This window comes from Bradyrhizobium sp. YR681 (assembly GCF_000282615.1).
Classification (GTDB): Bacteria; Pseudomonadota; Alphaproteobacteria; order Rhizobiales; family Xanthobacteraceae; genus Bradyrhizobium.
On record NZ_AKIY01000086.1, the window covers coordinates 1 to 22,175 of the forward strand.

Sequence of the window (22,175 nt, forward strand, 5' to 3'; positions counted from 1 at the left end):
CGCCGGCCGGCTTGCCGCCGATCGGGATGGTCGCGACGCTGCGCGCGGTGGAGAGGTCGACGACCATCAGATCGTCGCTGAGCTGGTTGGTGACGAACGCCTCCTCGGCGGACGCGCCGCCTGCACCGGCAAGGCAAAGGCTGGCGGCGAGCGCCGCCAGAACCGGGATGCGCACGGTCAGCTTCCGCTCTCAACCTTCTTCTTCAGCGCCTCGAGGCCGGCCTTGTAGAGCCCGCTCACCGCGCTCTTGGCCGCTTCGTCGTTCAGCTCCGGCGGCGGATCGTTGTTGGGAAAGCCACGGTAGAACGCACCGGCCCATTCCAGCGTCGAACCCTTGCCGTCGGCGCTCGGCGTCACGGCAAGCGTCGAGGAATAATTGGTGACCGGCAGCACCTTCACGTCGACGGAGGTGATCCGGTAGGAATAGGTCATCGCATCAGCGTCGAACTTGTAGAGCTCCTCGTCCACGGTGGCGCCGCCGGTCAGGGTCAGCTTCCTCGTCGCGCCGATCTCGTTGCCCTTCTCGCCCTCGGTCTTGGTGACGGGCGGCAGCCAGCTCATGTCCTGGAAATTGCCGATCGCCGCCCACACCTTGGCCGGCGGCGCATTGATCTCGATGGATTCGCGCACCTTCTGCCGGGTCGGCCCGTGGGCCCATGCCGTGGTCAAGGCCATCCCCGCCACCGCCAGCGCCGCCACCCCGGCGAACGCCGTTCCGCTTCTCGTCCTCATGTCGTTTCCTCACTCTTGACTCTTGCATCTGCGCGACTTGAGGCGCGCTGAGGCCATGGTAGCGCATTTTTGGACCGTGGCGAGACCGGTTCGCGGCACGGCTGTGGCCAATCCCCGCGCCAGGATGCACCTGCGGGCAATATGCGACGCCAGGTCTCTTTCTCGCCGGCTCCCCCTACAATGACCGCAGTCTTGAGCGCGGCCCGGCAGATCGAACCACTATCTTTGGTTGTGATTGTTGCTAGTATCCACTCTACTGCAAGTCCGTTTCAATGGACCGGACATCGGAGGGAAACATGCGTCACACCATCTCGACTATCATGATGTCGCTGGTCACCGCACAGTCTGCGCTCGCCGCCGATATCTGCACCACCAGCCAGACCCCGGACAGCCTGAGGTGGGTCCAGTATTATCTCAGCCGTCCGCAGGACGCGCCTGGCTGCGCAATGCGGGTCGAAAACGGCATGCTCATCGCTGTGCCTCCGGTCAGCAATCCCGCGCTGTCCTGCCCGGATATGTTTGCCTGGAAGCTGTTTGCGGAGTCCGTCACCGCGCAGTTCTGGAAAAACTGGGCGGCCGATCAGGAAACATGGCCCGGCAATGGCTTGAGCAGCGACCCAGGCCGTCCGCTACCGCTGTGCTCGACCGGCCAAGCCGCGCAAAACTGCTGCAACCCGGGTGCAGCGACCAATCCAGGTTATGACGATCCGACCTATAAGGCGAAATACTGCCCCTTCTTCCCCGCCGACCACACCAACATCCAGGCGACGCTGAAGCTCGGCGTTCCGCCGTCGAAGGCACACACGCTCGGCATGGCCTCAAGGCCAGCGTTTCGCGATGCGCTGAAGGCCGAGGCGGTGCTCGCCAACCAGATCCTGGATGCGCCCGATCCGACCAAGGGCCGCCGCATTCGCCAATCGATGGCCGAGATCGTCTTCCGCAACAAGCCGTTCTTCGACTTCGTCTTCCGCAACGACCTCTACAACACCGAGGGCATTACGAAAATCTACGCGAACAACGCCAACAACATGAAGAGCGGCGCACCTTACCGGACGGCGACGCAAGGCGGTCCGCTCTCGGAGATCACCTTTCCCGCAAACGCACTGATGATCAAGAGCGACTGGCTCGCACGCGAACGCGCCGAAGCGATGGGGCTGCGCGAGGATCCGCAAAACCCTTACGTCAAGATGGAAATCCTCACGCCGGTGCTCGACGATAACGGCAGCATCCTGCTACCCGGCGAGCATTGGCTGGTCGCCATCCACTTCTCCTCGAAAGACATCCCTAATTGGGTTTGGACGACGTTTGAGCACGTCAACAATCCCGGCCGTTGCGATTACACCGGCTGCAACGATTCCTATGGCTACACGTCGCCTGATCAGGTCGGCGCCGGCCAAGCTCGCAACTTCACCCGGCCGCACCAAATGTGCGACGGGCTGCTGTTGCCGTCCTATGTGCTGGACCCCGGCGGCAGCTATCCCGGCGGCGCCCGGCAGCCAGCCCTTGCGCGCGTCTTCGACGGACTTGGCATCGGCATCGCTGACAACGCCACGCTGCAACCCAAGCCGTCCGACCGCTCCTGGCTGAGCTACCGGCTCAAGGGAACGCAGGTCGACTTCACGGACTCGATGGGACGCCCCACACATCTCGGCAACAGCGTGACCGAGGCCGGCTTCGTCACCTCATCATCCTGCATGACATGCCATAGCCGGGCCAGCACCAATGCGGCGGGTACGGTGCCGCTGCCGCTCGGCGTGTTCGAGAATGGCCTTACCGAAAGCGGCTATCTACCGAGCGCCACCGGCACGCCGAATCCTGCATGGTTCAACAAGTCGGGCCAGCCGCCGACGCAGCTCGCACTGCAGACCGACTTCGTTTGGGGATTCCTGTTCGCAAATCCCATCGCTCCGCCTGCGCTCGTCGCAGCAGCGCCCCCGCCGGCAGGAGCGGCCGCGGCAGCAATCTCACCCGCGGCCCGGCTCAACCTGCTGCGCTCGGCGCGAGAACGTATTCTCGAGCAAAGGTGATTATGATGCTTCAATCGAGGGCGGATGAGCGGCTCATCCGTCCGGGCGCGTGGCGGCGGGGACGAAGCGGCGGGTGCTTGCGCGCCCCACCCCTTGCGTTGCCCGACGGGCAAAACACACAAGACCGGGGTCAATGCATCAAGGTCAAAATAATTCGCTTTACTCGAATTCGGAATTATCGCATGTTTCGGCCATCCCAACCCGGTCCGAGGGGCGTATCGCGATCGTCACGACACGCGGGGTGGGACGTGGTGGACACAGGCGGCGTCGGCGCGAAGGTGGTTTGCAGGGCGGTTCACGCCGTGAGCAACTGCCGCGCGCACACGACCGGTGCAGCCTGCGTACGGCAAAATCGTGTGGTCCTGGCGCCCGGGGTCTGTGCGCCAAGTGTTGCGGTGGTGTCGCGGCCCGACCGGGGCGCGTGCATCAGTCATCCGCAAGGCGACGGGGGCAATAGTGCAACGCTCCCCGGGGAGAGCGCGACATAAGCCGTCAACCCACTGCGCAGGGAAGGCCGGATGTTTGGCTTCACCTGTATGCCGCTGTGCAGCCTTTGTAGCGCAACTTTCGCACAGTGGACCGCGGGTGCCAGCCGGCACCCGGTCTTCCTTGCGCCCTCGGCACTTCTTGGGGGCGGTGAATGCCGCAAAGCTCGGGCACGGTGTGCCGCGAGGATGAGAGTCTATGCCAGTCGTTCGACAACCGTCTCGTGCCCCGGACGCAGCGCAGCACGAAGTGATGCGCCTGCAGAGCCGGGGCCCATGCGTCAGCGATCCGTGCAGCCTCCTGGGTCCCGGCTCTGCGCAGCAGCGTTTCACGCTGCGTCGCGTCCGGGACACGAGAGCGGAGAACGCCGCTGCTCCACGCTCCGTCATTGCGAGCGCAGCGAAGCAATCCAGACTGCCACTGCGGAAAGATTCTGGATTGCTTCGCTGCGCTCGCAATGACGACGGAGAAGACCGGTGTCGATTACGCCCCTCGCCTACTCCCCGAGCGTCGCCTCGACGAACCCGCGCGGATCGTCGCAAAACTCCCGCATCAACCGGTAATGATCCGTCTCCTCCACCCTCACCGGCTCGAGGCCGTATTTGCCCAACCGCAGCAGCTGCGCGTTGGGATAGGCCATCAGCATCGGCGAATGGGTTGCCATGATGACCTGGCAGATGCGGGATTCGTCCATGCGTCGCAGCAGCCTCAGGAATTCGATCTGGCGCGCCGGCGACAGCGCCGATTCCGGCTCGTCGAAGATGAAGATGCCCTGGCGCTGGCAGCGCTCCTCGAAGAAGCGCAGAAAGCCTTCGCCATGAGAATGCGACAGGAAATCGGGGCCGACCTGGCCGGCATCGCGTGCGGCCTTGTCCAGATATCGCGCCACCGAGAAAAAACTCTCGGCGCGAAAGAACCAGCCATTGGTGATCTTCGGCAGCCAGCTTGCGCGCAACGCCCCGGAAAGCTGGCCGCCCATCTTCTCCCGCGCTTCGGTGTGATCGACCGGCATGTAGCCCTTGCCGCCGCCGGCATCGTCATAGCCGGCCAGCGCCGCGATTCCCTCCAGGATCGTCGACTTCCCGGTGCCGTTCTCGCCGACGATGATCGTGATGGCGGCGCCGAAACTGAGCTCGAAATCATCCGGAAAAATCGGCAGGCAGAACGGATAGGCCTCGCGGTCGTGAACGCGTGCCGGATCCAGCCAGACCCGTTTCAGGTAAGGCGCCGGCAGGTTGATCGTTCGACCGCTTCGTCGGTTCATGCCCCGGTCTCCGGCCCACCCCGAGCGAGAACGTATCCGGAACACAATCCTCGCGAAAGCTGCATTTGAGAAACATGAGGAAATAAATTGAAACAAAGCCGGTGTCCGTCGCCGGGTGCAAATTAAGACGACGGGGCTACGGACAGTTTGCTGGCATGAGGCCAGCTCCCACCTCGCGACCCCGGCAATGATTGACGGACGTCCGGGACAGTAAGCCGCGAGGAATGCGCGATGGTGACAACGTATTTCAGTTACAGCTACATCACGCGCAATCTCAAGCAGTCGCTGACGCGGGTCGAAAACCAGGCGGATGTGGCGCGAGAGGCCGCCTATTACAAAGCCAACATCGGAAAGGTGAAGACCGTCGACGATTTCATGAAGGATTATCGCCTCTATCATTACGCGACGAAGGCGTATGGCCTGGAAGACATGGCATACGCCAAGGCCTTCATGAAAAAGGTGCTGGAGAGCGACCTCTCCGACTCAACCAGTTTCGTCAACAAGCTGGTCGACAAGCGTTACCGGGAATTCGCCGAGGCATTCTCCTTCAATGGCAGTGCGACGCCGGTCGCGCAATCGGAGAACCAGACCGATGAGATGATCGGCTTGTACACCGCGACCAAGAAGAGCCAGGTCGATGCCATCGCCAGCGACACGAGTTACTACAGCACCCAGATCGGCAACATCGGCAGTGCAGACCAGCTCCTGAACGACGACCGTCTTCGCAACTACGTTTACTCGGCGTTCGGGATCGACGAGAGCAAGTGGCCGCGCGACACCATAAGTCAGGTGCTGAGCAGCGATCCGTCCGATCCAAGCAGCTACGTCAACACCACCTTCGCGTCACAGTTGACGGGCCTCAACGCCCAGCTCGCCCAGGCCCAGTCGGACGTGAGCGCCACCAATACGAAGATTTCCGACTACACGGCCCAGCTCACGCAACCAGGCGCCGACGTCGCCCAGTTGAAGGTCCAGATCCTGGTCGAGAAATATCACCTGGAGACGTACACGAAGAGCATTTCCAGTCTCAACGACCAGATCGCGACGATTGGCGACTTCGTGGATCTGGCCGGCGCGTTCGAGTTTTCGCCCGACGGATCGCTTCCCCCGGGCGTGCCCGCGCAGACGGCCGCAAATATCACGCTCACGACAGACAGGTTCGACGACAGCAAGTCCGCCGTCTATGCGGCGGCAAGCCCGTTGAGCGAGGCTCTGGCAATCACGAATTTCAGGAATGCCATCCTCAAGATCAATTCAATCGAGGCATTCGTATCGGCGCCGGCCGTGTATGATTTTGCGCTGGGCGCCGTCGGCCTCGATCCCGCGAACGTCTCCCAGGCTACCGTCAAGGCTGCCATCGAAAGCGACCTCACCGACCCCAAGAGCTTCGTCTATACGCTCAAGGACGATCGGTATGTCCAGCTCGCGCGCGCCTTCAACTTCGACGCAAAGGGTAATCTGACGACGCCCCTGGTGGCGCAGAATCCGGCCGAGGTCCTCCAGATTTCAAAGGACTACGTCATCGCGGCGGTGAAACAGGCCAGCACCCAGCTGCAAGCGGCAGTCAAGACACAGGCTGCGAAAGACGCGACGGCTTATCAGGAAGCCATCGCAGGTATCGACAGCGTCTCCGACCTGCTTGCAAACCGGAACCTGATCGACTTCGTTCTCGTCGCCAAGGGCTTGGATCCCAAGAAGGTCAGCACCGACTATCTCAAGAAGATCTTCGCCTCCGATCTGGACAATCCGAAGAGCTTCGCCAACACGGAGAGCGATCCCCGCTTTGCCGAGATCGTGGCATCGTTCAATTTCGACAGCAAGGGCAACGTCGCGCGCCTCCCGATGATGGGTCCGCAGAAGCGGGATCAATTCCGGGAAACACAGATAAACTATCTCGAGCAAAGCCTGGAGCAGCAGCAAGGGGATGCGAATCCCGGCGTGCGCCTGGCGCTGTATTTCCAGCGCAAGGCGGGGGACATCACATCCGCATACGACATCCTCGCCGACAAGGCGCTTTCGGAGGTGTTCAGGACCACCTTCGATTTTCCTGATTCGATGGCTGCGATGCCGATCGATCAGCAGGCCAAGTTCGTGGACAAGTTCATGAAGATCAAGGATCTGTCAGATCCCGCGAAGGTCGAGAAGTTATTGAGCCGCTTCTCCGCCATGTATGACGTCAGAAACAGCCAGAGCACCGGTCAGACGCAATCTCCCCTGCTCAACCTCTTTCAGGGATCGAGTTCGGGGATCAGCGACGCGACGTACCTGGCGATTGCCAAGCTCCGCACGCGCTGACGATCGCTCGCCGGGACTAGCCCAGCACCTCGAGCACCAGTTCCATGGTCATCAGCACGGGATTGTCGCCACGAACCAGACGGCCCTCCGCAATGCCGCCGGTGTAGTCGATCAGGGCAATATCGAGCGCGGCCTCGAGCGCGCCCGAAGGACCCGGCGCAATCGTCCCGGCCGTCACCGCAAGCTCGGTCGCGAACGGCTCGGTCACGCCGCCATGGGTGAAGCGCGCCCCGATGGTCGAGCCGACGCCGCCACGGATCTTCGCGTGCGCGATGCCTTGCGCGCGGCAAAACTGTTCGAGGCAGCCGGCAAAATCCTGATTGGGCCGCAGCCGCAGCGCGAAGGCCCGGCTCGTCGTGCGCGCGCCGGTGTTCGCGGAAGCGACCGGCCCGAACAGCCTGAAATTGGTCTCGGGGTCGGGCTCTGCGGTGAACATCGCGCCGTCGATCCCGAAGGCGTCCACCACAAACGGCTCGGCAACGATGGTCTCGTCCGGCAGCATATGGCCGCCGCTCGACCTGCCGTCCGCCTCGGTCCACAGCCCGTGGCAATGGAAGAACGGTGCACCGTCGCGCGTGCCGAGCGTCATGCTGCCAAGCTTCGTGCGGATCACCCCGCCCGGCCGATAGGTCTCGCTGTAGAACGCAGCATTCTCACTCGTCTTCGACAGCGCCGGCATCACATAGGCGAACGGTCCGAGCGCACCGCTGCCAAACTTCAGCACGCCGCCGGCAAAGCCCTCCGCCGCAAAGCCGCGGCGCGCGGCCTCCAGCAGCGGCACACCCGCCTCAAGCGTGAACGTGAAAGCGCGTCCCCTCGCCTCCACCCATTGGATGCGTTCGGCGACGGGTGCGCCCGGCTGCCTGATATTCCGCATCGCGTCCGCTCAGCCCGTCTTGGTCTTGTCGAGATCGAGCAATCCGCGCGCCTCGAGCTCGTCGCGCACCATGCGCTTGGGCACCTTGCCGTAGCCGGATTTCGGCAGCGCCTCCCAGAAGAAGAACCGCTTCGGCATCTTGTAGCGCGGCACCTTTGGCGACAGGAACGCCGCCATCTCGGCTTCACTCACAGCCTTCTCGCCTTCGCGCGGCACGCAGACGGCAACGCCAACTTCGCCCCAGGTTGCATCGGGCACGCCAAGCACCGCGACCTCGCCGACCGCGGGATGGGTCAATATCTTCTCCTCGATCTCGCGCGGATAGATGTTGGAGCCGCCGGAGATGTACATGTCGGAGGCGCGACCGGTGATGTAGACAAACCCCTCCTCGTCCATGTGGCCGAGATCGCCGGTTCGGAACCAGCCGTTGCGGAACGCCTTCGCATTGGCTTCGGGGTTGTCGTAATAGCCGGCGAGCACGGCGGGCCCGATCACGCAGATCTCGCCGCTCTGGTTGGCCGCGAGCTCGCGGCCATCGTCGTCCTGGATCGAGACCTGCATGCCGGTGCGCTCAAAGCCGCAGGTGCCGATCTTCGCATGCGGGCCGTCCTCGGGATCGTGCAGCGCCGCCGGCAGCACGGTGATGTTGCCGGTCACCTCCCCCAAGCCGAAATACTGCACGATGACCTTGCCGAGCTTCTTCAGCGCGGTCTTCTGATCCTCGCGATACATCGGCGCGCCGGCATAGATCACCTGGCGCAGCGAAGAGTGGTCGTATTTGTCGACGGCGGGATGCTCGACCATCATCTTCAGGATGGTCGGCACGGTGAAGAGATTGGCGACCCGATGCGTCTCGATCAGGCGGAACGCCTCGTCGATGTCGAATTTTTCCGTCGGCAGCAGCACCGTGCGCACGCCGCGCGCGGTCTGCACCAATTGATGCACGCCGGCGCCATGCGACAGCGGCGCCACCACCAGCGAGGCATCGTCCTCGGTGACCCCAGGGGTCAGATCGGCGAGATGGTTGGTGATAACAAAACCCATCTGACCGTGGGTCAGCACCGCGGCCTTGGAGCGGCCCGTGGTGCCAGACGTGAAAAAGAACCAGCAGGGATCATCGTGCTCGACCGCAACGTTCTGGACCACGCGACCTGGCTGCGAAGCGATGGCCTCCGCAACCGACGTCTCGCCGAACGCGCCTTTGCCGTCAATGCTCCAGGTGAACTCCAGCGCGCCGCCCTTCACGGCCGCCGCGTGCTCGGGAAAATCGACATGGCACAAAAACGCCTTCGCGCCGGAGGCCTCCGCGAGATAGCTGACCTCATCGGGCATCAGGCGGAAATTGGTGGGCACCCAGACGGCGCCGAGCCGGAACGCAGCGAACATCGAAAAGAACATCTCGTCGCCATTCTTGGAATGGACGAGGATGCGGTCGCCCTTGGCGATCCCGCGCGCGGCGAGCGCGGCCGCCAGTGCCGAGACCCGCGCATCGATCTCGCGCCAGGTCCAGGATCTGTCACCCCAGACGAAGCCGGGACGCGCGCCGTGCCGCCGCGCATTCTGGGTCAGCATGTGAGCGAGATTCATGACGCGGCGGGACATGCGCAGGGGCTGCATCGGGCTTCCTCTTCGAGCGCGGCCGGCGCACTCGCCGCCCGCTCATTGCAGCCCATTTATCGCCATCGCCCGCGCCCCCGCAAGGCCGCTATCCGCGCAGCTGCCTTACGGCTGCTTGAACGCGAATGGCGTCGACGTGATCGCCTTCTCCTTGACGCAGGCCTGCGCTCCAAAACCGCCGCAATAGCTGCCATGCAGATCGAAGCGGATGGTCCGCGCAGCGCCGCGCTTCACCGGCGGCGCCACGATCTTGTAGCTGCGGACATGGCCGTCGAACACCGGCCGGACGCTGCCGTCCGGCAGCGTCACCAGGATGGTCATGACGCAGCCGCCGGTTCCGCAATAGGTGGTCTCCCGCTCCCCGCATTTGGTATCGCGGAAATCGACGATGTAGTCGTCGCGGCCATCGCCGGTCAGGTCGAGCTTGCGCACCGTGTCGGGCGCGAAAGTCACCGCGCCACCGTCCTGGCTGTCGCACTCCTCGTTGGCGTAGCGCAGCGCCTTCTGCACGCCGGGCGGATAGCCGGACGGATCGAACCGTACCGCATCGTCGGCGCGCGCGGCACTTGTGAGCAGCATGAGCAGCAGGATCAGGTATCGCATTCGCGTTGGTCGTCGGCAGGGCAGCGATCGTTCAGGGAATTTTAAACATGATCGGCGCAACCTCAGCCAGTTCTCGCGTACAGAGTGCCGCATCATGGTCAAAGCGCCCGCCTTCCTCCTGTTGTCGCTGGCGCTCGCCGGATGTGCCGTGGGCCCGCAGGCGCATCTGGCCTCCGACCCTGCCTTCAAGCCTGCCCGCTATGCCTGGGACGGCGCCGGAGAGGATCCCAATCAGACGCGTTCAGCCTCAGGGCCGTCACGCGTTACGCGCGCCGCGGCCAGCCCCGAGCGGAACAGAACGCAAGCCGGTCTTCAGCCATACTCAAAGGAATGGTGGCAGGCCCAGGACGGCATCGAAGCCGAGCACGACGCCAGGGTCAACCGCTCCCTCGTCATCTGCCAGGGCTGCCTGCGCCCGCAGCCGCAGCCCGAAGATTCCAGGCTCGCCAAGGCGAGTGATTGAACCGACAGGCCTTCACATCGGAAACCCATCGATCCGACCGTGCGTTGCTACGCTAACGCATTCGCTGACGAGCCGACCGGAGACGACATGAGCGACGTCATCAACAACAAGACCCATCACCGCTATGAACTGGAGGTGGAAGGGCATATCGCGACCGAGCACTACAAGCTCGAGGGCCATGTCATCACGTTCGAGCATACGGACGTGCCAAAGGAGCTCGGCGGCAAGGGCGTCGGCTCGAAGCTGGTGCAGGGTGCGCTCGACCAGGTCCGCGCCGCCGGATTGAAGCTGATCCCGCAATGTCCATTCGTGAAGGCGTGGATCGAGAAGCACCCGGAGTATCAGGACCTGGTGAAGACCTAACCGCCGTCATTGCGAGCGAAGCGAAGCAATCCGGACTGCCTCCGCGGAAATAGCCTGGATTGCTTCGTCGCTTGGCTCCTCGCGACGACGAAGAGCTACATCGCACCGAGCTTCCTCAGCTGCTCCTGCGCGGTCTGGAGCCCCGGCTTCAGCTCCAGCGCCTTCCTGAAATCGGCGATCGCGCCCTGCTTGTCGCCGAGCCGCAAGCGCGCCTGGCCGCGATTGTTCCACGAGAACACGTCGGAAGAATCGTATTGCAGCGCCTTGTCGTAATCGGCAAGGCCGCCCTTGTTGTCACCCTGGTAGAGCCGGATCATGCCGCGATTGCGCCAGCCGCGCGCGTCGGTCGGCGCGATGCGGATCGCCTCGCCGTAGTCGGCGGCGGCGCGGTCGAGCTGCTCGCTGTCACGATAGACGTTGCCGCGATCGATATAGGCGAGCAGATCGGGCGCGAGCTTGATCCGCATGCTGTAATCGGCCAATGCATGCACCATGTCGTGCCTGCGGTAGTAGACGAGGCCGCGATTGGCGTAGGCGGTGGCGTAGTTGGGATCGCGCCTGATCGCGGCGTCGAAATCGGCGAAGGCGCCGTCGAGATCGCCCTTGTTGAAACGCGACTCGCCGCGATTGCTGTAGGCCAGCGCCAGCGACGGATCGAGCTTGATGGCCTGGTCGTAATCGGCGATGGCGCGATCATAGTCGCGCTTGAAGCTGTAGACGCGGCCGCGATTGTTGTAGGCGCAGGCATAGGCCGGATCGAGCCTGACGGCTTCGTCGAGATCGGACAGCGCGGCGTCGAGCTCGCGCTTCTCGGTCAGGCCATGACCGCGATTGCAATACGCGCCCGCGAACCGCTTGCCGGTCTCGCTCCTGGTATCGATCACGGACGAGCAGGCCTTGATCCGCGCATCCGGTGCACTGGTCGGCCCAACGCAGGTCTCCCAGGCCGGATCGCCTTCAGCCGCCGGGGCGGGCGACGTCGAGACCAGCGCAGCGAGCACGACCATCAGGCTGACTGGGACGCGCATTTACAGATATCTCCCCTGCGGCAACCTTCCTTGGTCGCACCTTGGCAAGGGCGGGTTCAGGCGCCTAGATCAGGGGACGGGCGACACTTCGGAAGGATCTTGCATGGCGGCAACGGTACGCGACAACAAGGACAGGAGCCGCTTCGAGCTCGATGTCGGGAGCGACATCGCCTTCGCCAATTACCGGCTGACGCCGTCGGCGGTGATCATCACCCACACCGAGACGCCACGGAGCTTGCGCGGCCGCGGCATCGCCTCCGAGCTGGTCAAGGGCGCGCTGGATCTGATCCGCCGCGACGGCCGGAAGGTCATCGCCGGCTGCGGCTTCGTCGTCGACTATCTCGACAAGCATCCGGAGGATGCGGACCTCGTCGCCTGAACGCAAAGGGGCCCGCGAAATCGCGGGCCCCTGGCGATCACCGAAGGTCGGTCAGTGCTTGATTTCCGGCGGCAGCTTGCCGCCATTGGCGGCGAGCTTGGACATCACCTGCTTGTGCAGCCAGACGTTCATGCTCGCGGAATCGTTGGTGTCGCCGCTGTAACCGAGCTCCTTGGCCAGGTCCTTACGGGCAGCAAGGCTCGAATCGATGTCGAGTGCCTTCATCAGGTCGACGATCGAGGTACGCCACTCCAGCTTCTCCTTCTGGGCCGCGACCAGCTTGTCGACGACGGCCGCAACGTCCACCGTTGCCATGGGCGCGGCTGCCGGTGCCGATCCGCCCGGAGCAGTTCCTGCGGGCGCGCTGCCCGGAGGTGCGCTGCCTGCCGGCGCGGCGGCAGCCGGATGGCTACCGAAGATCGCGCCCATAATTTTCCCGAAAATGCTCATGTCTGCTCCCCGAAAAGGATCCGTTGGAAGGGCCTTGAGTGGCACTTATAGACGAAGTTACTGCGTTGCGCCCGCGAAGTTCTGCGAACCGAGACACAGCATCAGCTTATCTGCGGCGAAATGACGACCGAATGACATCGCCGAAGTTGCACTGCGGCATCGAATTTCACCCAAGCGTGAGGGACAGGACTCGGAATTGGGAGTAGCCTTCCCTTTCAACTCGCGATCCCGCCCGGAATTCGCGTCTGGTTGGAATCGCGAAATTCAGAGAAGAGCGGCCGCTTGCGCCGTTTGCCGGCGCCGGATTCGGCTGCCCGGCAAGGGAGCTAGCGACCATGGCCACACTCTACCAGGGCAATGTGCCCACCATGGCCCCGCCCGCAGATGCGACGGGACCAATCATCCGAACCATCCAATTGTCCGACCTGCACGATGCGCTCAAGCGCGGCTGGGAGGATTTCAAGGCGGTTCCGAGCCATGCCATCATCCTCTGCGTGATCTATCCGGTGCTCGGTCTCGTACTGGCGCGGGTGGTGATGGGCTATTCGGTGCTGCCGCTGCTGTTTCCGCTCGCTGCCGGCTTCGCGCTGATCGGCCCCTTCGCGGCGCTTGGCCTGTATGAGCTCTCCAGCCGGCGCGAACGCTATGAGGAGGCCAGCGCCTGGGATGCCATGGAGGTGCTGCGCTCGCCGTCGTTTGGCGCCATGCTCGGCCTCGGCACGCTGCTGCTCGCTTTGTTCGTGACCTGGGTTGCGACCGCGCAGGCGATTTACGTCGCCGCGTTCGGCTATGAGGGCGCGTCCGGGATCTCCGATTTCCTGACGCGCGTGCTGACCAGCCGGCAAGGCTGGTGGCTGATCGTGGTCGGCTGCGGCACGGGCTTCCTGTTCGCGCTTGCCGCGCTCTGCATCAGCGCCGTGTCGTTCCCCTTGATGCTGGACCGCCACGCCGGCGCCTTCGAGGCGATGGTCACCTCGCTCCGCGTCGTCGCAAAGAACCCGGTGCCGATGGCGACCTGGGGCCTGATCGTGGCGGTGCTGCTGGCGCTGGGCACGATCCCGGCCTTCCTCGGCCTCGCCGTGGTGATCCCCCTGCTCGGCCACGCCACCTGGCACCTCTACCGCAAGGTGATCGTATCCGATCCCGGCGCGCGGCCAGTGCCGCCTCCGCCGCATCGTCCGCGCAAGCCGGCTGCCGACTTCCCGGCCAACCTGTTCCCCTGGCGTAACAGGACGGACGCTTAACGATCGCGTGACATCCGATCCTGCCCGGCTCCGGGCAGGATCGGGCGGCGTCATACGCCTTGCTTTGGCCGCGGTTCCGGTCGAGATTGCGCGCGCCGGTCGATCACTTCACGGAATCCATTTCATCTGATGACCCCGACGATTTCTCGTCTCGCTCTCGCAGCCCTCGCCCTCTCCGCATCCATCCTGTCCGCCGAGCCAGCGCTTGCAGCCGTCGCTTGCGGATCTGGCAATTTCGACGCCTGGCTCGCGGACTTCAAAACCGATGCCGCGGCCAAGGGTATCTCGCAGCAGGCCATCGCCGCCGGGCTTGCCGGCGTCACGCTCGACCAGAGCGTGCTCAACCGTGACAAGTCGCAAAAGGTCTTCACCCAGACCTTCGAGGAATTCTCGGGCCGCATGGTGCCGCCGCGGATGACCCGCGGCTCCAACATGATGAAGCAATACGGCTCGGTGCTCTCGCGCATCGAGCAGACCTATGGCGTGCCAGGCGAGGTGCTGGTCGCGATCTGGGGGCTCGAGACCGATTTCGGCGTCAACACCGGCAAGTTTGCCACCATCCGCTCGCTGGCGACGCTGGCCTATGACTGCCGCCGCTCCGAGCAGTTTCGCGGCGAGCTGCTGGAGGCGCTGCGCATCGTCCAGCGCGGCGATCTCGCGCCGGCCGACATGAAGGGGGCGTGGGCGGGCGAGCTCGGCCAGACCCAGTTCATGCCGTCGTCCTGGATGAAATACGCCGTCGATTTCGACGGCAACGGCAAGCGCGACCTCTTGCACAATGCGCCCGACGTGCTGGCCTCCACTGCCAACTACCTCGCCGGCTATGGCTGGCAGAGGGGCAAGGACTGGCAGCCCGGCGCTCCGAATTTTGCGGTGATCCAGCAGTGGAACAAGAGCGAGGTCTACTCCAAGACCATCGCCTATTTCGCGACCCAGCTCGCCCGCGCTCCATAGATCGCGCTCGACAAAGCGTAGGGCCGATCGCCCGGCGACCGGCCCTCTCTTGGGTGCGTTTACTTGCCCATGGTGGCGTGCATCGCCTTGTTCAGATGCGCGCCGCACGCACCCATTTTGCCGTTGAGCAGCGAGTCCTGCGCCGCCGTGATCTCCTTCTGGGCGACCATCTTGCCATCGCCGTCGGCCATGTTCTCGATCGCGGTCTCCGTCTTCTCCAGATTGGCCCCGCTGCAACCGCCCATGGCGTGCTTGGCGGCCTGGGCCGGCGCGACGGCGAATGCGACGGCGGCAATGGCGATAACCCCGAGTAACTTCGTCATGACGTTACTTTCCTTCTCTTGTTCTTGGGACAGAACCGGCGACATTGCCGGACTCTGCGAGATGACTTTCCTCCGCACGCGGCAACTTGCCGCAATAAATTCCTCGCGAGAATTGCGTGATGTTGCGCATTGCGCAGAGCCGCATGCGAAATTTCTGATTTTCATTACACCCGCGTAATGAACGGCACACGCAGGGCGTGTGTGCGCCGCAACAATGCGTGGGCTTGGCCCAAGACCAGCCCGAAACAGATTCGCCGACCCTGCCGCCCTTCATCGGACTGAACTGCCAGCCCGAGGCAAGGCGAATCGCCTAGTCGTTTTCTCCCCCGTGCCGACGGAACACTCGGCTCGATATAATGAATATATATTCAGTTTTTATATTTCATCACCATGCGATTCGTGCATGGGAGACTTGGGTATAGAAGCTGGTTGATGGCGTTGCGCAGGTCGGAACGCGACTTATTTCCGCTTCCAAGGGAACCCGTCAAACCGCATTAAACCCGTGTATTCACGGGTCTTTATAGCAATTCTTTCCCTGTCTCGCCCATCCTTTAAGCGGGAGTGCTCTCGGGTTAATCGTCCGTTACCTTCGCTATGCGGCCAACGCTTAGCTGCATCGCAACATCGGAACTTTCGCACTGCACCACTCTCATCTATATTCATTTCAACGATGACGCCCGGGCAAGGGTTGAATCGAACTACAGGAGACTACCAATGCTGCTCTCGCTCATCCGCATGATCCAGGCTTTCCGGGACTATCAGCGCAATGTTGCCGAGCTGTCCCAGCTCAGCGATCGCGAACTGGCCGACATCGGCCTCGATCGCTCGGACATCCCGCGCGTTGCCGCCGGTCAGTATCAGGGCTGATATCGTTCAGCCCTTCACCGGACGAACCGATAGCGCCCGCCTCGTGCGGGCGTTGTCGTTTCTGATGGCAGAAAACTCGATCTCGGCGATTCCACTGGCCGCCGAAAAGCGCTACCTGTCCGCCCCATGACAGGACCCCTATCCAATACCGTGCACGTCATCGGCGCTGGCCTTGCCGGCTCCGAAGCCGCCTGGCAGGTCGCCAAATCCGGCGTGCCCGTGGTGCTGCACGAGATGCGGCCGGACCGCATGACCGAGGCGCACCGCACCGACGGGCTTGCCGAGCTGGTCTGCTCCAATTCGTTCCGCTCGGACGACGCCGCCAACAATGCCGTCGGCCTGCTGCACGCGGAGATGCGCCGGCTCGGTTCGCTGATCATGCGCGCGGCCGACGCCAACCAGGTGCCCGCCGGCGGCGCGCTGGCGGTCGATCGCGACGGCTTCTCGGCGGCCGTCACCAAGGCGCTGAACGACCATCCCCTGATCGAGATCGCCCGCGGCGAGGTCGCAGGCCTGCCGCCGCCCGGCTGGAGCAATGTCATCGTTGCGACCGGCCCCCTCACCTCCGCGCCGCTGGCGGACGCCATCCGCGAACTGACCGACGAGAACGCGCTCGCCTTCTTCGACGCGATCGCTCCGATCGTGCACCGCGAATCCATCGACATGTCGGTGGCCTGGTTCCAGTCGCGCTACGACAAGGTCGGTCCCGGCGGCACCGGCGCCGATTACATCAACTGCCCCATGACCAAGGAGCAGTACGACGGCTTCGTCGCCGCGCTGATTTCAGGCGAGAAGACCGAGTTCAAGGAATGGGAGACCAACACGCCCTATTTCGACGGCTGCCTGCCGATCGAGGTGATGGCGGAGCGCGGCCCCGAGACGTTGCGCCATGGCCCCATGAAGCCGGTCGGTCTCACCAATCCGCACGATCCCACGACGAAAGCCTACGCGATCGTGCAGCTGCGCCAGGACAACAAGCTCGGCACGCTCTACAACATCGTCGGCTTCCAGACGAAGCTGAAATATGGCGAGCAGCAGCGCATCTTCCGCGCCATTCCCGGCTTGCAGAACGCCGAATTCGCCCGCCTCGGCGGCCTGCATCGCAACACTTTCCTCAACTCGCCAAAGCTGCTCGACGGCCAGCTGCGGCTACGCGCACAACCGCGCCTGCGCTTTGCCGGCCAGATGACGGGCTGCGAAGGCTATGTGGAATCCGCCAGCGTCGGCCTGATCGCCGGCCTCTATGCGGCTGCCGACGCCCGCGGCGAAACACTGGCGAGCCCACCCGGCACGACGGCACTGGGATCGCTGCTCGGCCACATCACCGGCGGCCATATCGAGACCATCGAGCCGGGCGCGCGCTCGTTCCAGCCCATGAACATCAATTTCGGCCTATTCCCGCCACTTGCGAGCGCGCCGACCAAGAAGCCCGACGGCACGCGTCTGCGCGGCAACGAGAAGACGGTGGCCAAGAAGCAGGCGATGAGCGCACTGGCGCTCGCCGATCTCGATCGCTGGATCGCCGATCATTTGCGCATTGCCGCCGCCGCGTGAGTTGTCAATGAGCCTCCCCAAAGACGACGCCGCGACACTGTCGGCGCGCTGGACCGAGGGCGTGCTGCTCAAGCGCGACGTGTTCTCGACCGTCGAGCGCGGCCGCTTCCGTGGCGAGACCGGCGAGGTCGACGCCGTGCTGCGCCGGCTGGATGAAGTTCCATGGTGGTCGTTCGTGCTGGCACGCCATCTGTTCGCCCGCGAGAAGCATGCCCTGAAATTGGCCAAGGGCCTGAACGTCGGTCCCGAACTGCTGTGGGCCGGCCGCCGTGCGTTGGTGCGCGGCTTCGTCGACGGTGTCGCGCTGCATCTGGCAAAGCCGCATGGCGACCTCGCCTATTTCCGCTCGGCCAAGGCGGCGCTGCGCCGGCTGCGCCGCGCCGGCATCTGCCACAACGACCTTGCCAAGGAACAGAACTGGCTGGTCGGCCGCGACGGCCGTGCCTATGTGACCGACTTCCAGCTTGCCGCGTGCTTCAACCGCCGCGGCCGGCTGTATCGTGTCCTCGCCTATGAAGACCTGCGGCACCTGCTCAAGCACAAGCGTTCCTACGCGCCGGATGCACTGACGCCGCGCGAGCGAAAAATCCTGGCGAAGAAATCGTTCGCCGCGAGCCTGTGGCTGGCCACCGGCAAGAAGGTCTATCGTGCGATCACGCGCGGCCTGTTCAACTTCACCGACCGCGAAGGCGGCGGCCGCCGGCTCGTCAACGACGCGCCGGTGCTGGCCGAGCTCATCCGCAGGAATCCGGCCGTGCGCGACACCGCCATCGTCGCCTTCGCCGACCGCCGCTCCGGCGTCGGGCTCTACGCTTTCGTCGAGGGGGATCAGGCAGCGCTCGAGGATCAGCTCCGCAACGAACTTGCTGCCGCGAAGGGGCCGAAGCCCCCGGAGCACATCCAGGTGGTGCACGCGCTGCCGCGCGATGCCGGCGGCAAGCCGCGCACCGAGATCCTGCAACTGGTCGCCATGAACCAGCTCGACCTGATCGAGCCGATGATGAAGAACGATCAGGATCGTGCCTTCCTCAAGGACATTCTGGAACAGCGCAAGAACCTGCGCGACCGTTTCAATTTCGAGGCCGATCTGCCGACGAGCTAGCACCGTGGGCCGCGCCTTGAAGCGTCCACATTGGCGATAGAGAAGCTGTCGGATCATTCGAACTTGGCTGAGGTCATGGGCATTCGGGGGACTGTGATGGATCGTATGGCTGGCGGCCTGGTCGCCGGCCTTCTATTGCTGGCCACCGCCCCCGCAATGGCGGAATCTCCAGCCGAACAGATCTCCAGCTTCCGCCTCAAGCATGGTGAGGTCCGCGTGGTGCGCGATGCCACGCTCGACCGCATTGCCATGGACCAGGCGCGCGCGATGGCGGCAAAGGACGACCTCAGCCACGACGCCCTCGGCCCGTTCAACCGCCGCGTCGCGCCGGCCGGCGCGGGGCGCGCCGCCGAGAACATCGCCTATGGCTACGACAATTTCGAGAAGACGCTCGGCCAATGGATCGACTCCTCCGGGCACCGCAAGAATCTGTTGCTGCACAACGCCTCCCGCGTCGGCATCGCAAGCGCAAAGAACGCCAGCGGCAAGCGCACCTATTGGGCGATGGTGATCGCCGGCGATTACGAGCCGAAGGGCAAAGGTAAGGGCAAGCAGGATAAGGACAAGGAGCCGCTGGTCGCCGTGAAGCGCGAGGCCGCCCCCGCCGGCAAGCCAAAGTCCAAATCCAACAACTGCCACGTCAAGCTGCTCGGCCTCTGCATCTGATAAGGCCGGGCCATCTTGCCTACGCTGCCCGGCACGTCTAATTCATGCACGACGATCGCGAGAAGCGGAGGCGTTGTTGATCGACATCGACCGAATACGGGCCGATACGCCGGCCGCCTCCCGGCTCGCATATCTCCACAATGCGGGTGCGGCCCTCATGCCGGCGCCGGTTGTCGCGGCGATGAAAGGGCATATCGATCTGGAGAGCGAGATCGGAGGCTACGCCGCCGCCGACCGCGAGGCGCTCCGGCTTGATTCCGTCTATGGCTCGGTGGCCCGCCTGCTGAACGCCGCCCCCGACGAAATTGCCCTCATGGAGAATGCGACCGTCGCCTGGCAGATGGCATTCTACGCGCTTCGGTTTCGCGCGGGCGATCGCATCCTGACCGCCGAAGCGGAATACGCCGCCAACTATGTCGCGTTTCTTCAAGTCGCAAAGCGCACGGGCGCGGTCATCGACGTGGTGCCGAGCGATGCCGGGGGCGAGCTCGATATCGACGCGCTCGAACGCATGATCGACGAGCGGGTGAAACTGATCGCGATCACCTGGGTGCCGACCAATGGCGGGCTGGTCAATCCCGCAGCAGCCGTCGGCAGGATCGCGCGGGCGCACAAAATTCCCTATCTCCTCGACGCCTGCCAGGCGGTCGGCCAGATGGCCGTCGACGTCGACGCTCTCGGTTGTGACATGCTGTCGGCCACGGGGCGCAAATTCCTGCGCGGCCCGCGCGGCACCGGCTTTCTTTATATCCGCCGTGCGCTGCTGCAGCAGCTCGAGCCGCCCATGATCGACCATTTCGCGGCGCCCTGGATCTCGCGCGACGAATATCGCCTCCGCGACGATGCCCGCCGTTTCGAGACCTGGGAGAACAATTACGCAGCCCGGCTCGGGCTCGGCGCTGCCGTCGATTATGCCCTCGATATCGGTCTCGCCCCAATCGAGCAGCGCTGCCGGACGCTTGCGGAGCGTCTTCGCAGCGGCCTGGCTTCCATTCGTGGCGTCACAATTCGCGACCTCGGCCGCTCGCCCGGCGCTATCGTCAGCTTCACGATGGAGGGCCATGAGGCGGACACCATCGTCGACAGCGCCGCCCGGGCCGGCATCACGATCGGCGCCTCACATCCGTCGAGCACCCGCATCGATGCCGAGATCCGCGCGCTGCCGCCGGTCGTGCGGGCATCCCCGCACTACTACAACACCGAAGCCGAGATCGACCGGTTGGTTGGCCACCTCGTGGATTTGGCGCCGCGATAGGGCACACGCTCAGGTGCAGCGCGCGCTCAATCCGGATGCGCTCAGCTTGGCCATGACCTCGTCGAGATGCGCGCTGTCGCGGGTCTCGATGACGAGTTGCAGCAGCGTCGCCTTGGCCGGCAGGTCGGAGAAGGTCCGTTGATGCGAGACCTCGATGATGTTCGCGCCGGCCTCGGCCAACAGCGAGGCCACAGCGGCGAGTTGCCCGGGCCTATCAGGAATATCCAGCGACAGCTGCGTCAGCCGCCCCTCGCGCGCGAGCTCGCGCGTGAGCACGGAGGCGATCAGCCGCGTGTCGATATTGCCGCCGCTCAGGACGAGGCCGACCTTCTGGCCCTCGAAGCGGGAGGGATCGGACATCAATGCGGCAAGGCCGGCGGCGCCGGCGCCCTCAACCACGGTCTTCTCGATCGAGATCAGGGTCGCGACCGCGCGCTCGAGTTCGGCCTCGTTGACGAGCGCAATGTCGTCGACGAGGCGGCGGACGATTTCGGTGGTGATCTTGCCCGGCGACTTCACCGCGATGCCTTCGGCGAGCGTATCGCCACGCGCCGGCAGATTACCGTCATGGATGGCATTGTACATCGAGGGATAGAGCCAGGCCTCGACGCCGAGGATGCGCAGCGATGGCTTGATCGATTTGGCGGCAATACCGATGCCGCTGATGAGGCCGCCGCCGCCGATCGGGACAACCAGCGTGTCGAGATCCGGCACGGCCTTCATCATCTCGAGGCCAACGGTGCCCTGCCCCGCGATCACGAGCGGATCGTCATAGGGATGGACGAAGATCATGCCGCCGGCTTCGCCGTGGCTGCGCGCATACGCGGCAGCCTCCTCCAGCGTCGCGCCCGTCACCACCACCTCGGCGCCGTGATGCCTGGTGTTCTCGACCTTCACCATGGGCGTGCCGACCGGCATCACGATGGTGGCGGGAATGCCGAGCCGCTTGGCGTGATAGGCGACGCCCTGCGCGTGGTTGCCCGCGGACATCGCGATCACGCCCCGTGCACGCTCCTCCGGCGTCAAGGCCGTCAGCCGGTTGAGCGCGCCGCGCTCCTTGAACGAGGAGGTGAACTGGAGGTTCTCGAATTTCAGCCAGATGTCGCAGCCGCAGATATTGCTCAGCGTCCGGCTGTAGCTGCAGGGCGTCTCGACGACGGCGCCGCGAATGGTCTCGGCGGCTGCGCGAATGTCGTCAGGTGCGACCGGAAGGCCGCTGAGATCGGAGGACGTGGTTTGGGACAAGTCAGCCATGGGACAGCATAGAGCATTTGCCCGGGCCGGGCGACAAGCCAACCGCTATTTGGTAAATTCCCGCGAACGTGAAGCCCGCCACAGCGTCCACAGCGTACGCAGCCGCGACGATGGCTGCGGCGTAAACGCATTGCGGCCGGGTTGCGACAGACGTTCGAGATCGGCCCGCGCCTGTCCGAGCGGCAAAAACGCAGGACGCGCTGATGCAGGCACCTCCGCCAACAGCGACAAGGCCGTCGTCAAATGCTGCCGCGCCTCGCCCGCGAGCTGGTCCAGCACGGCACGCAGGTTCGGCGTCTCCTTGCCCGCGAACACGTCCTCCATGTCGCAATTGTGGCTCGCCAGCACCTGCTGCGGCAGGAACAGCTGCCG

At 64.2% G+C, this 22,175-nt stretch carries 22 protein-coding genes and 1 pseudogene; 12 read left to right on the forward strand and 11 right to left on the reverse strand.

The window, feature by feature from the left end; genetic code table 11:
• A pseudogene (locus PMI42_RS37850) lies at positions 1 to 175 on the reverse strand (YncE family protein); the annotation flags it as partial.
• A 2-nt stretch (positions 176 to 177) separates the two neighbouring features.
• The gene (locus tag PMI42_RS09825) at positions 178 to 732 is read right to left on the reverse strand and encodes an SRPBCC family protein (protein WP_008133154.1); all 555 of its coding nucleotides are present in this window, start codon (positions 730 to 732) and stop codon (positions 178 to 180) included.
• Between the two features lie 296 nt (positions 733 to 1,028).
• On the opposite strand from PMI42_RS09825, the gene PMI42_RS09830 reads away from it, so the two are divergent.
• Positions 1,029 to 2,759 (forward strand): hypothetical protein, encoded by a 1,731-nt coding sequence (locus PMI42_RS09830; protein ID WP_008133155.1) that lies wholly within the window; start codon positions 1,029 to 1,031, stop codon positions 2,757 to 2,759.
• 982 nt (positions 2,760 to 3,741) lie between these two features.
• On the opposite strand, the gene PMI42_RS09835 is transcribed toward PMI42_RS09830, so the two are convergent.
• Positions 3,742 to 4,509: an AAA family ATPase gene (locus PMI42_RS09835; protein WP_008133156.1), complete on the reverse strand. Its 768-nt coding sequence runs from the start codon at positions 4,507 to 4,509 to the stop codon at positions 3,742 to 3,744.
• A 231-nt stretch (positions 4,510 to 4,740) separates the two neighbouring features.
• Between PMI42_RS09835 and PMI42_RS09840 the strand changes: the two genes are divergently transcribed.
• Positions 4,741 to 6,804: a DUF1217 domain-containing protein gene (locus PMI42_RS09840; protein ID WP_008133157.1), complete on the forward strand. Its 2,064-nt coding sequence runs from the start codon at positions 4,741 to 4,743 to the stop codon at positions 6,802 to 6,804.
• Between the two features lie 16 nt (positions 6,805 to 6,820).
• On the opposite strand, the gene PMI42_RS09845 is transcribed toward PMI42_RS09840, so the two are convergent.
• The 3 genes from PMI42_RS09845 to PMI42_RS09855 form a co-directional block, all read right to left on the reverse strand.
• Positions 6,821 to 7,681, reverse strand: coding sequence for a PCC domain-containing protein (locus tag PMI42_RS09845; RefSeq protein WP_008133158.1), 861 nt, complete (start codon positions 7,679 to 7,681; stop codon positions 6,821 to 6,823).
• A 9-nt stretch (positions 7,682 to 7,690) separates the two neighbouring features.
• Positions 7,691 to 9,298, reverse strand: a complete 1,608-nt coding sequence (locus PMI42_RS09850) for an acyl-CoA synthetase (RefSeq protein ID WP_008133161.1) — start codon at positions 9,296 to 9,298, stop codon at positions 7,691 to 7,693.
• Positions 9,299 to 9,403: 105 nt separating this feature from the next.
• The gene (locus PMI42_RS09855) at positions 9,404 to 9,901 is read right to left on the reverse strand and encodes a hypothetical protein (RefSeq protein WP_008133162.1); all 498 of its coding nucleotides are present in this window, start codon (positions 9,899 to 9,901) and stop codon (positions 9,404 to 9,406) included.
• A gap of 94 nt (positions 9,902 to 9,995) precedes the next feature.
• Here PMI42_RS09855 and PMI42_RS09860 point away from each other — a divergent pair, with 94 nt between their 5' ends.
• Complete coding sequence (locus tag PMI42_RS09860) at positions 9,996 to 10,364, forward strand: hypothetical protein (RefSeq protein WP_008133165.1); 369 nt, start codon at positions 9,996 to 9,998, stop codon at positions 10,362 to 10,364.
• Between the two features lie 87 nt (positions 10,365 to 10,451).
• Complete coding sequence (locus PMI42_RS09865; RefSeq protein WP_008133167.1) at positions 10,452 to 10,727, forward strand: GNAT family N-acetyltransferase; 276 nt, start codon at positions 10,452 to 10,454, stop codon at positions 10,725 to 10,727.
• A 95-nt stretch (positions 10,728 to 10,822) separates the two neighbouring features.
• Here PMI42_RS09865 and PMI42_RS09870 read toward each other — a convergent pair whose 3' ends face one another.
• On the reverse strand, positions 10,823 to 11,755 hold the full coding sequence (locus PMI42_RS09870) for a tetratricopeptide repeat protein (RefSeq protein ID WP_008133169.1): 933 nt from the start codon (positions 11,753 to 11,755) through the stop codon (positions 10,823 to 10,825).
• A gap of 103 nt (positions 11,756 to 11,858) precedes the next feature.
• Between PMI42_RS09870 and PMI42_RS09875 the strand changes: the two genes are divergently transcribed.
• Positions 11,859 to 12,134, forward strand: coding sequence for a GNAT family N-acetyltransferase (locus PMI42_RS09875; RefSeq protein WP_008133171.1), 276 nt, complete (start codon positions 11,859 to 11,861; stop codon positions 12,132 to 12,134).
• A gap of 51 nt (positions 12,135 to 12,185) precedes the next feature.
• Here PMI42_RS09875 and PMI42_RS09880 read toward each other — a convergent pair whose 3' ends face one another.
• Complete coding sequence (locus PMI42_RS09880) at positions 12,186 to 12,584, reverse strand: DUF3597 domain-containing protein (protein WP_008133173.1); 399 nt, start codon at positions 12,582 to 12,584, stop codon at positions 12,186 to 12,188.
• Positions 12,585 to 12,919: 335 nt separating this feature from the next.
• Between PMI42_RS09880 and PMI42_RS09885 the strand changes: the two genes are divergently transcribed.
• Both PMI42_RS09885 and PMI42_RS09890 read left to right on the forward strand, forming a co-directional pair.
• Complete coding sequence (locus tag PMI42_RS09885; protein WP_008133174.1) at positions 12,920 to 13,828, forward strand: DUF2189 domain-containing protein; 909 nt, start codon at positions 12,920 to 12,922, stop codon at positions 13,826 to 13,828.
• 129 nt (positions 13,829 to 13,957) lie between these two features.
• Entirely contained in the window at positions 13,958 to 14,782 is an 825-nt protein-coding gene (locus tag PMI42_RS09890) for a lytic murein transglycosylase (protein WP_008133177.1), read from the forward strand.
• 59 nt (positions 14,783 to 14,841) lie between these two features.
• Here the strand turns inward: PMI42_RS09890 and PMI42_RS09895 are convergent, their stop codons facing one another.
• Positions 14,842 to 15,168 carry a hypothetical protein gene (locus PMI42_RS09895; RefSeq protein ID WP_035965094.1) on the reverse strand — a complete coding sequence of 109 codons (327 nt, stop codon included), beginning with the start codon at positions 15,166 to 15,168 and terminating at the stop codon, positions 14,842 to 14,844.
• Positions 15,169 to 15,819: 651 nt separating this feature from the next.
• Between PMI42_RS09895 and PMI42_RS37860 the strand changes: the two genes are divergently transcribed.
• From PMI42_RS37860 to PMI42_RS09915, 5 genes are all read left to right on the forward strand, one after another.
• A complete protein-coding gene (locus tag PMI42_RS37860; protein ID WP_007590701.1) occupies positions 15,820 to 15,972 on the forward strand; it encodes a DUF1127 domain-containing protein in 153 nt (50 codons plus the stop codon).
• A 126-nt stretch (positions 15,973 to 16,098) separates the two neighbouring features.
• A complete protein-coding gene (gene trmFO, locus PMI42_RS09900; RefSeq protein WP_008133183.1) occupies positions 16,099 to 17,526 on the forward strand; it encodes a methylenetetrahydrofolate--tRNA-(uracil(54)-C(5))-methyltransferase (FADH(2)-oxidizing) TrmFO in 1,428 nt (475 codons plus the stop codon).
• 7 nt (positions 17,527 to 17,533) lie between these two features.
• Positions 17,534 to 18,628: a serine/threonine protein kinase gene (locus PMI42_RS09905; RefSeq protein WP_008133184.1), complete on the forward strand. Its 1,095-nt coding sequence runs from the start codon at positions 17,534 to 17,536 to the stop codon at positions 18,626 to 18,628.
• Between the two features lie 96 nt (positions 18,629 to 18,724).
• Positions 18,725 to 19,294 carry a CAP domain-containing protein gene (locus tag PMI42_RS09910; protein WP_008133185.1) on the forward strand — a complete coding sequence of 190 codons (570 nt, stop codon included), beginning with the start codon at positions 18,725 to 18,727 and terminating at the stop codon, positions 19,292 to 19,294.
• Between the two features lie 76 nt (positions 19,295 to 19,370).
• Positions 19,371 to 20,549, forward strand: a complete 1,179-nt coding sequence (locus PMI42_RS09915; RefSeq protein WP_008133186.1) for an aminotransferase class V-fold PLP-dependent enzyme — start codon at positions 19,371 to 19,373, stop codon at positions 20,547 to 20,549.
• A 9-nt stretch (positions 20,550 to 20,558) separates the two neighbouring features.
• Here PMI42_RS09915 and PMI42_RS09920 read toward each other — a convergent pair whose 3' ends face one another.
• On the reverse strand, positions 20,559 to 21,803 hold the full coding sequence (locus tag PMI42_RS09920; protein ID WP_008133187.1) for a threonine ammonia-lyase: 1,245 nt from the start codon (positions 21,801 to 21,803) through the stop codon (positions 20,559 to 20,561).
• A gap of 45 nt (positions 21,804 to 21,848) precedes the next feature.
• The coding region (locus PMI42_RS09925) for a squalene/phytoene synthase family protein (RefSeq protein WP_008133189.1) at positions 21,849 to 22,175 on the reverse strand (327 nt) is incomplete at its 5' end.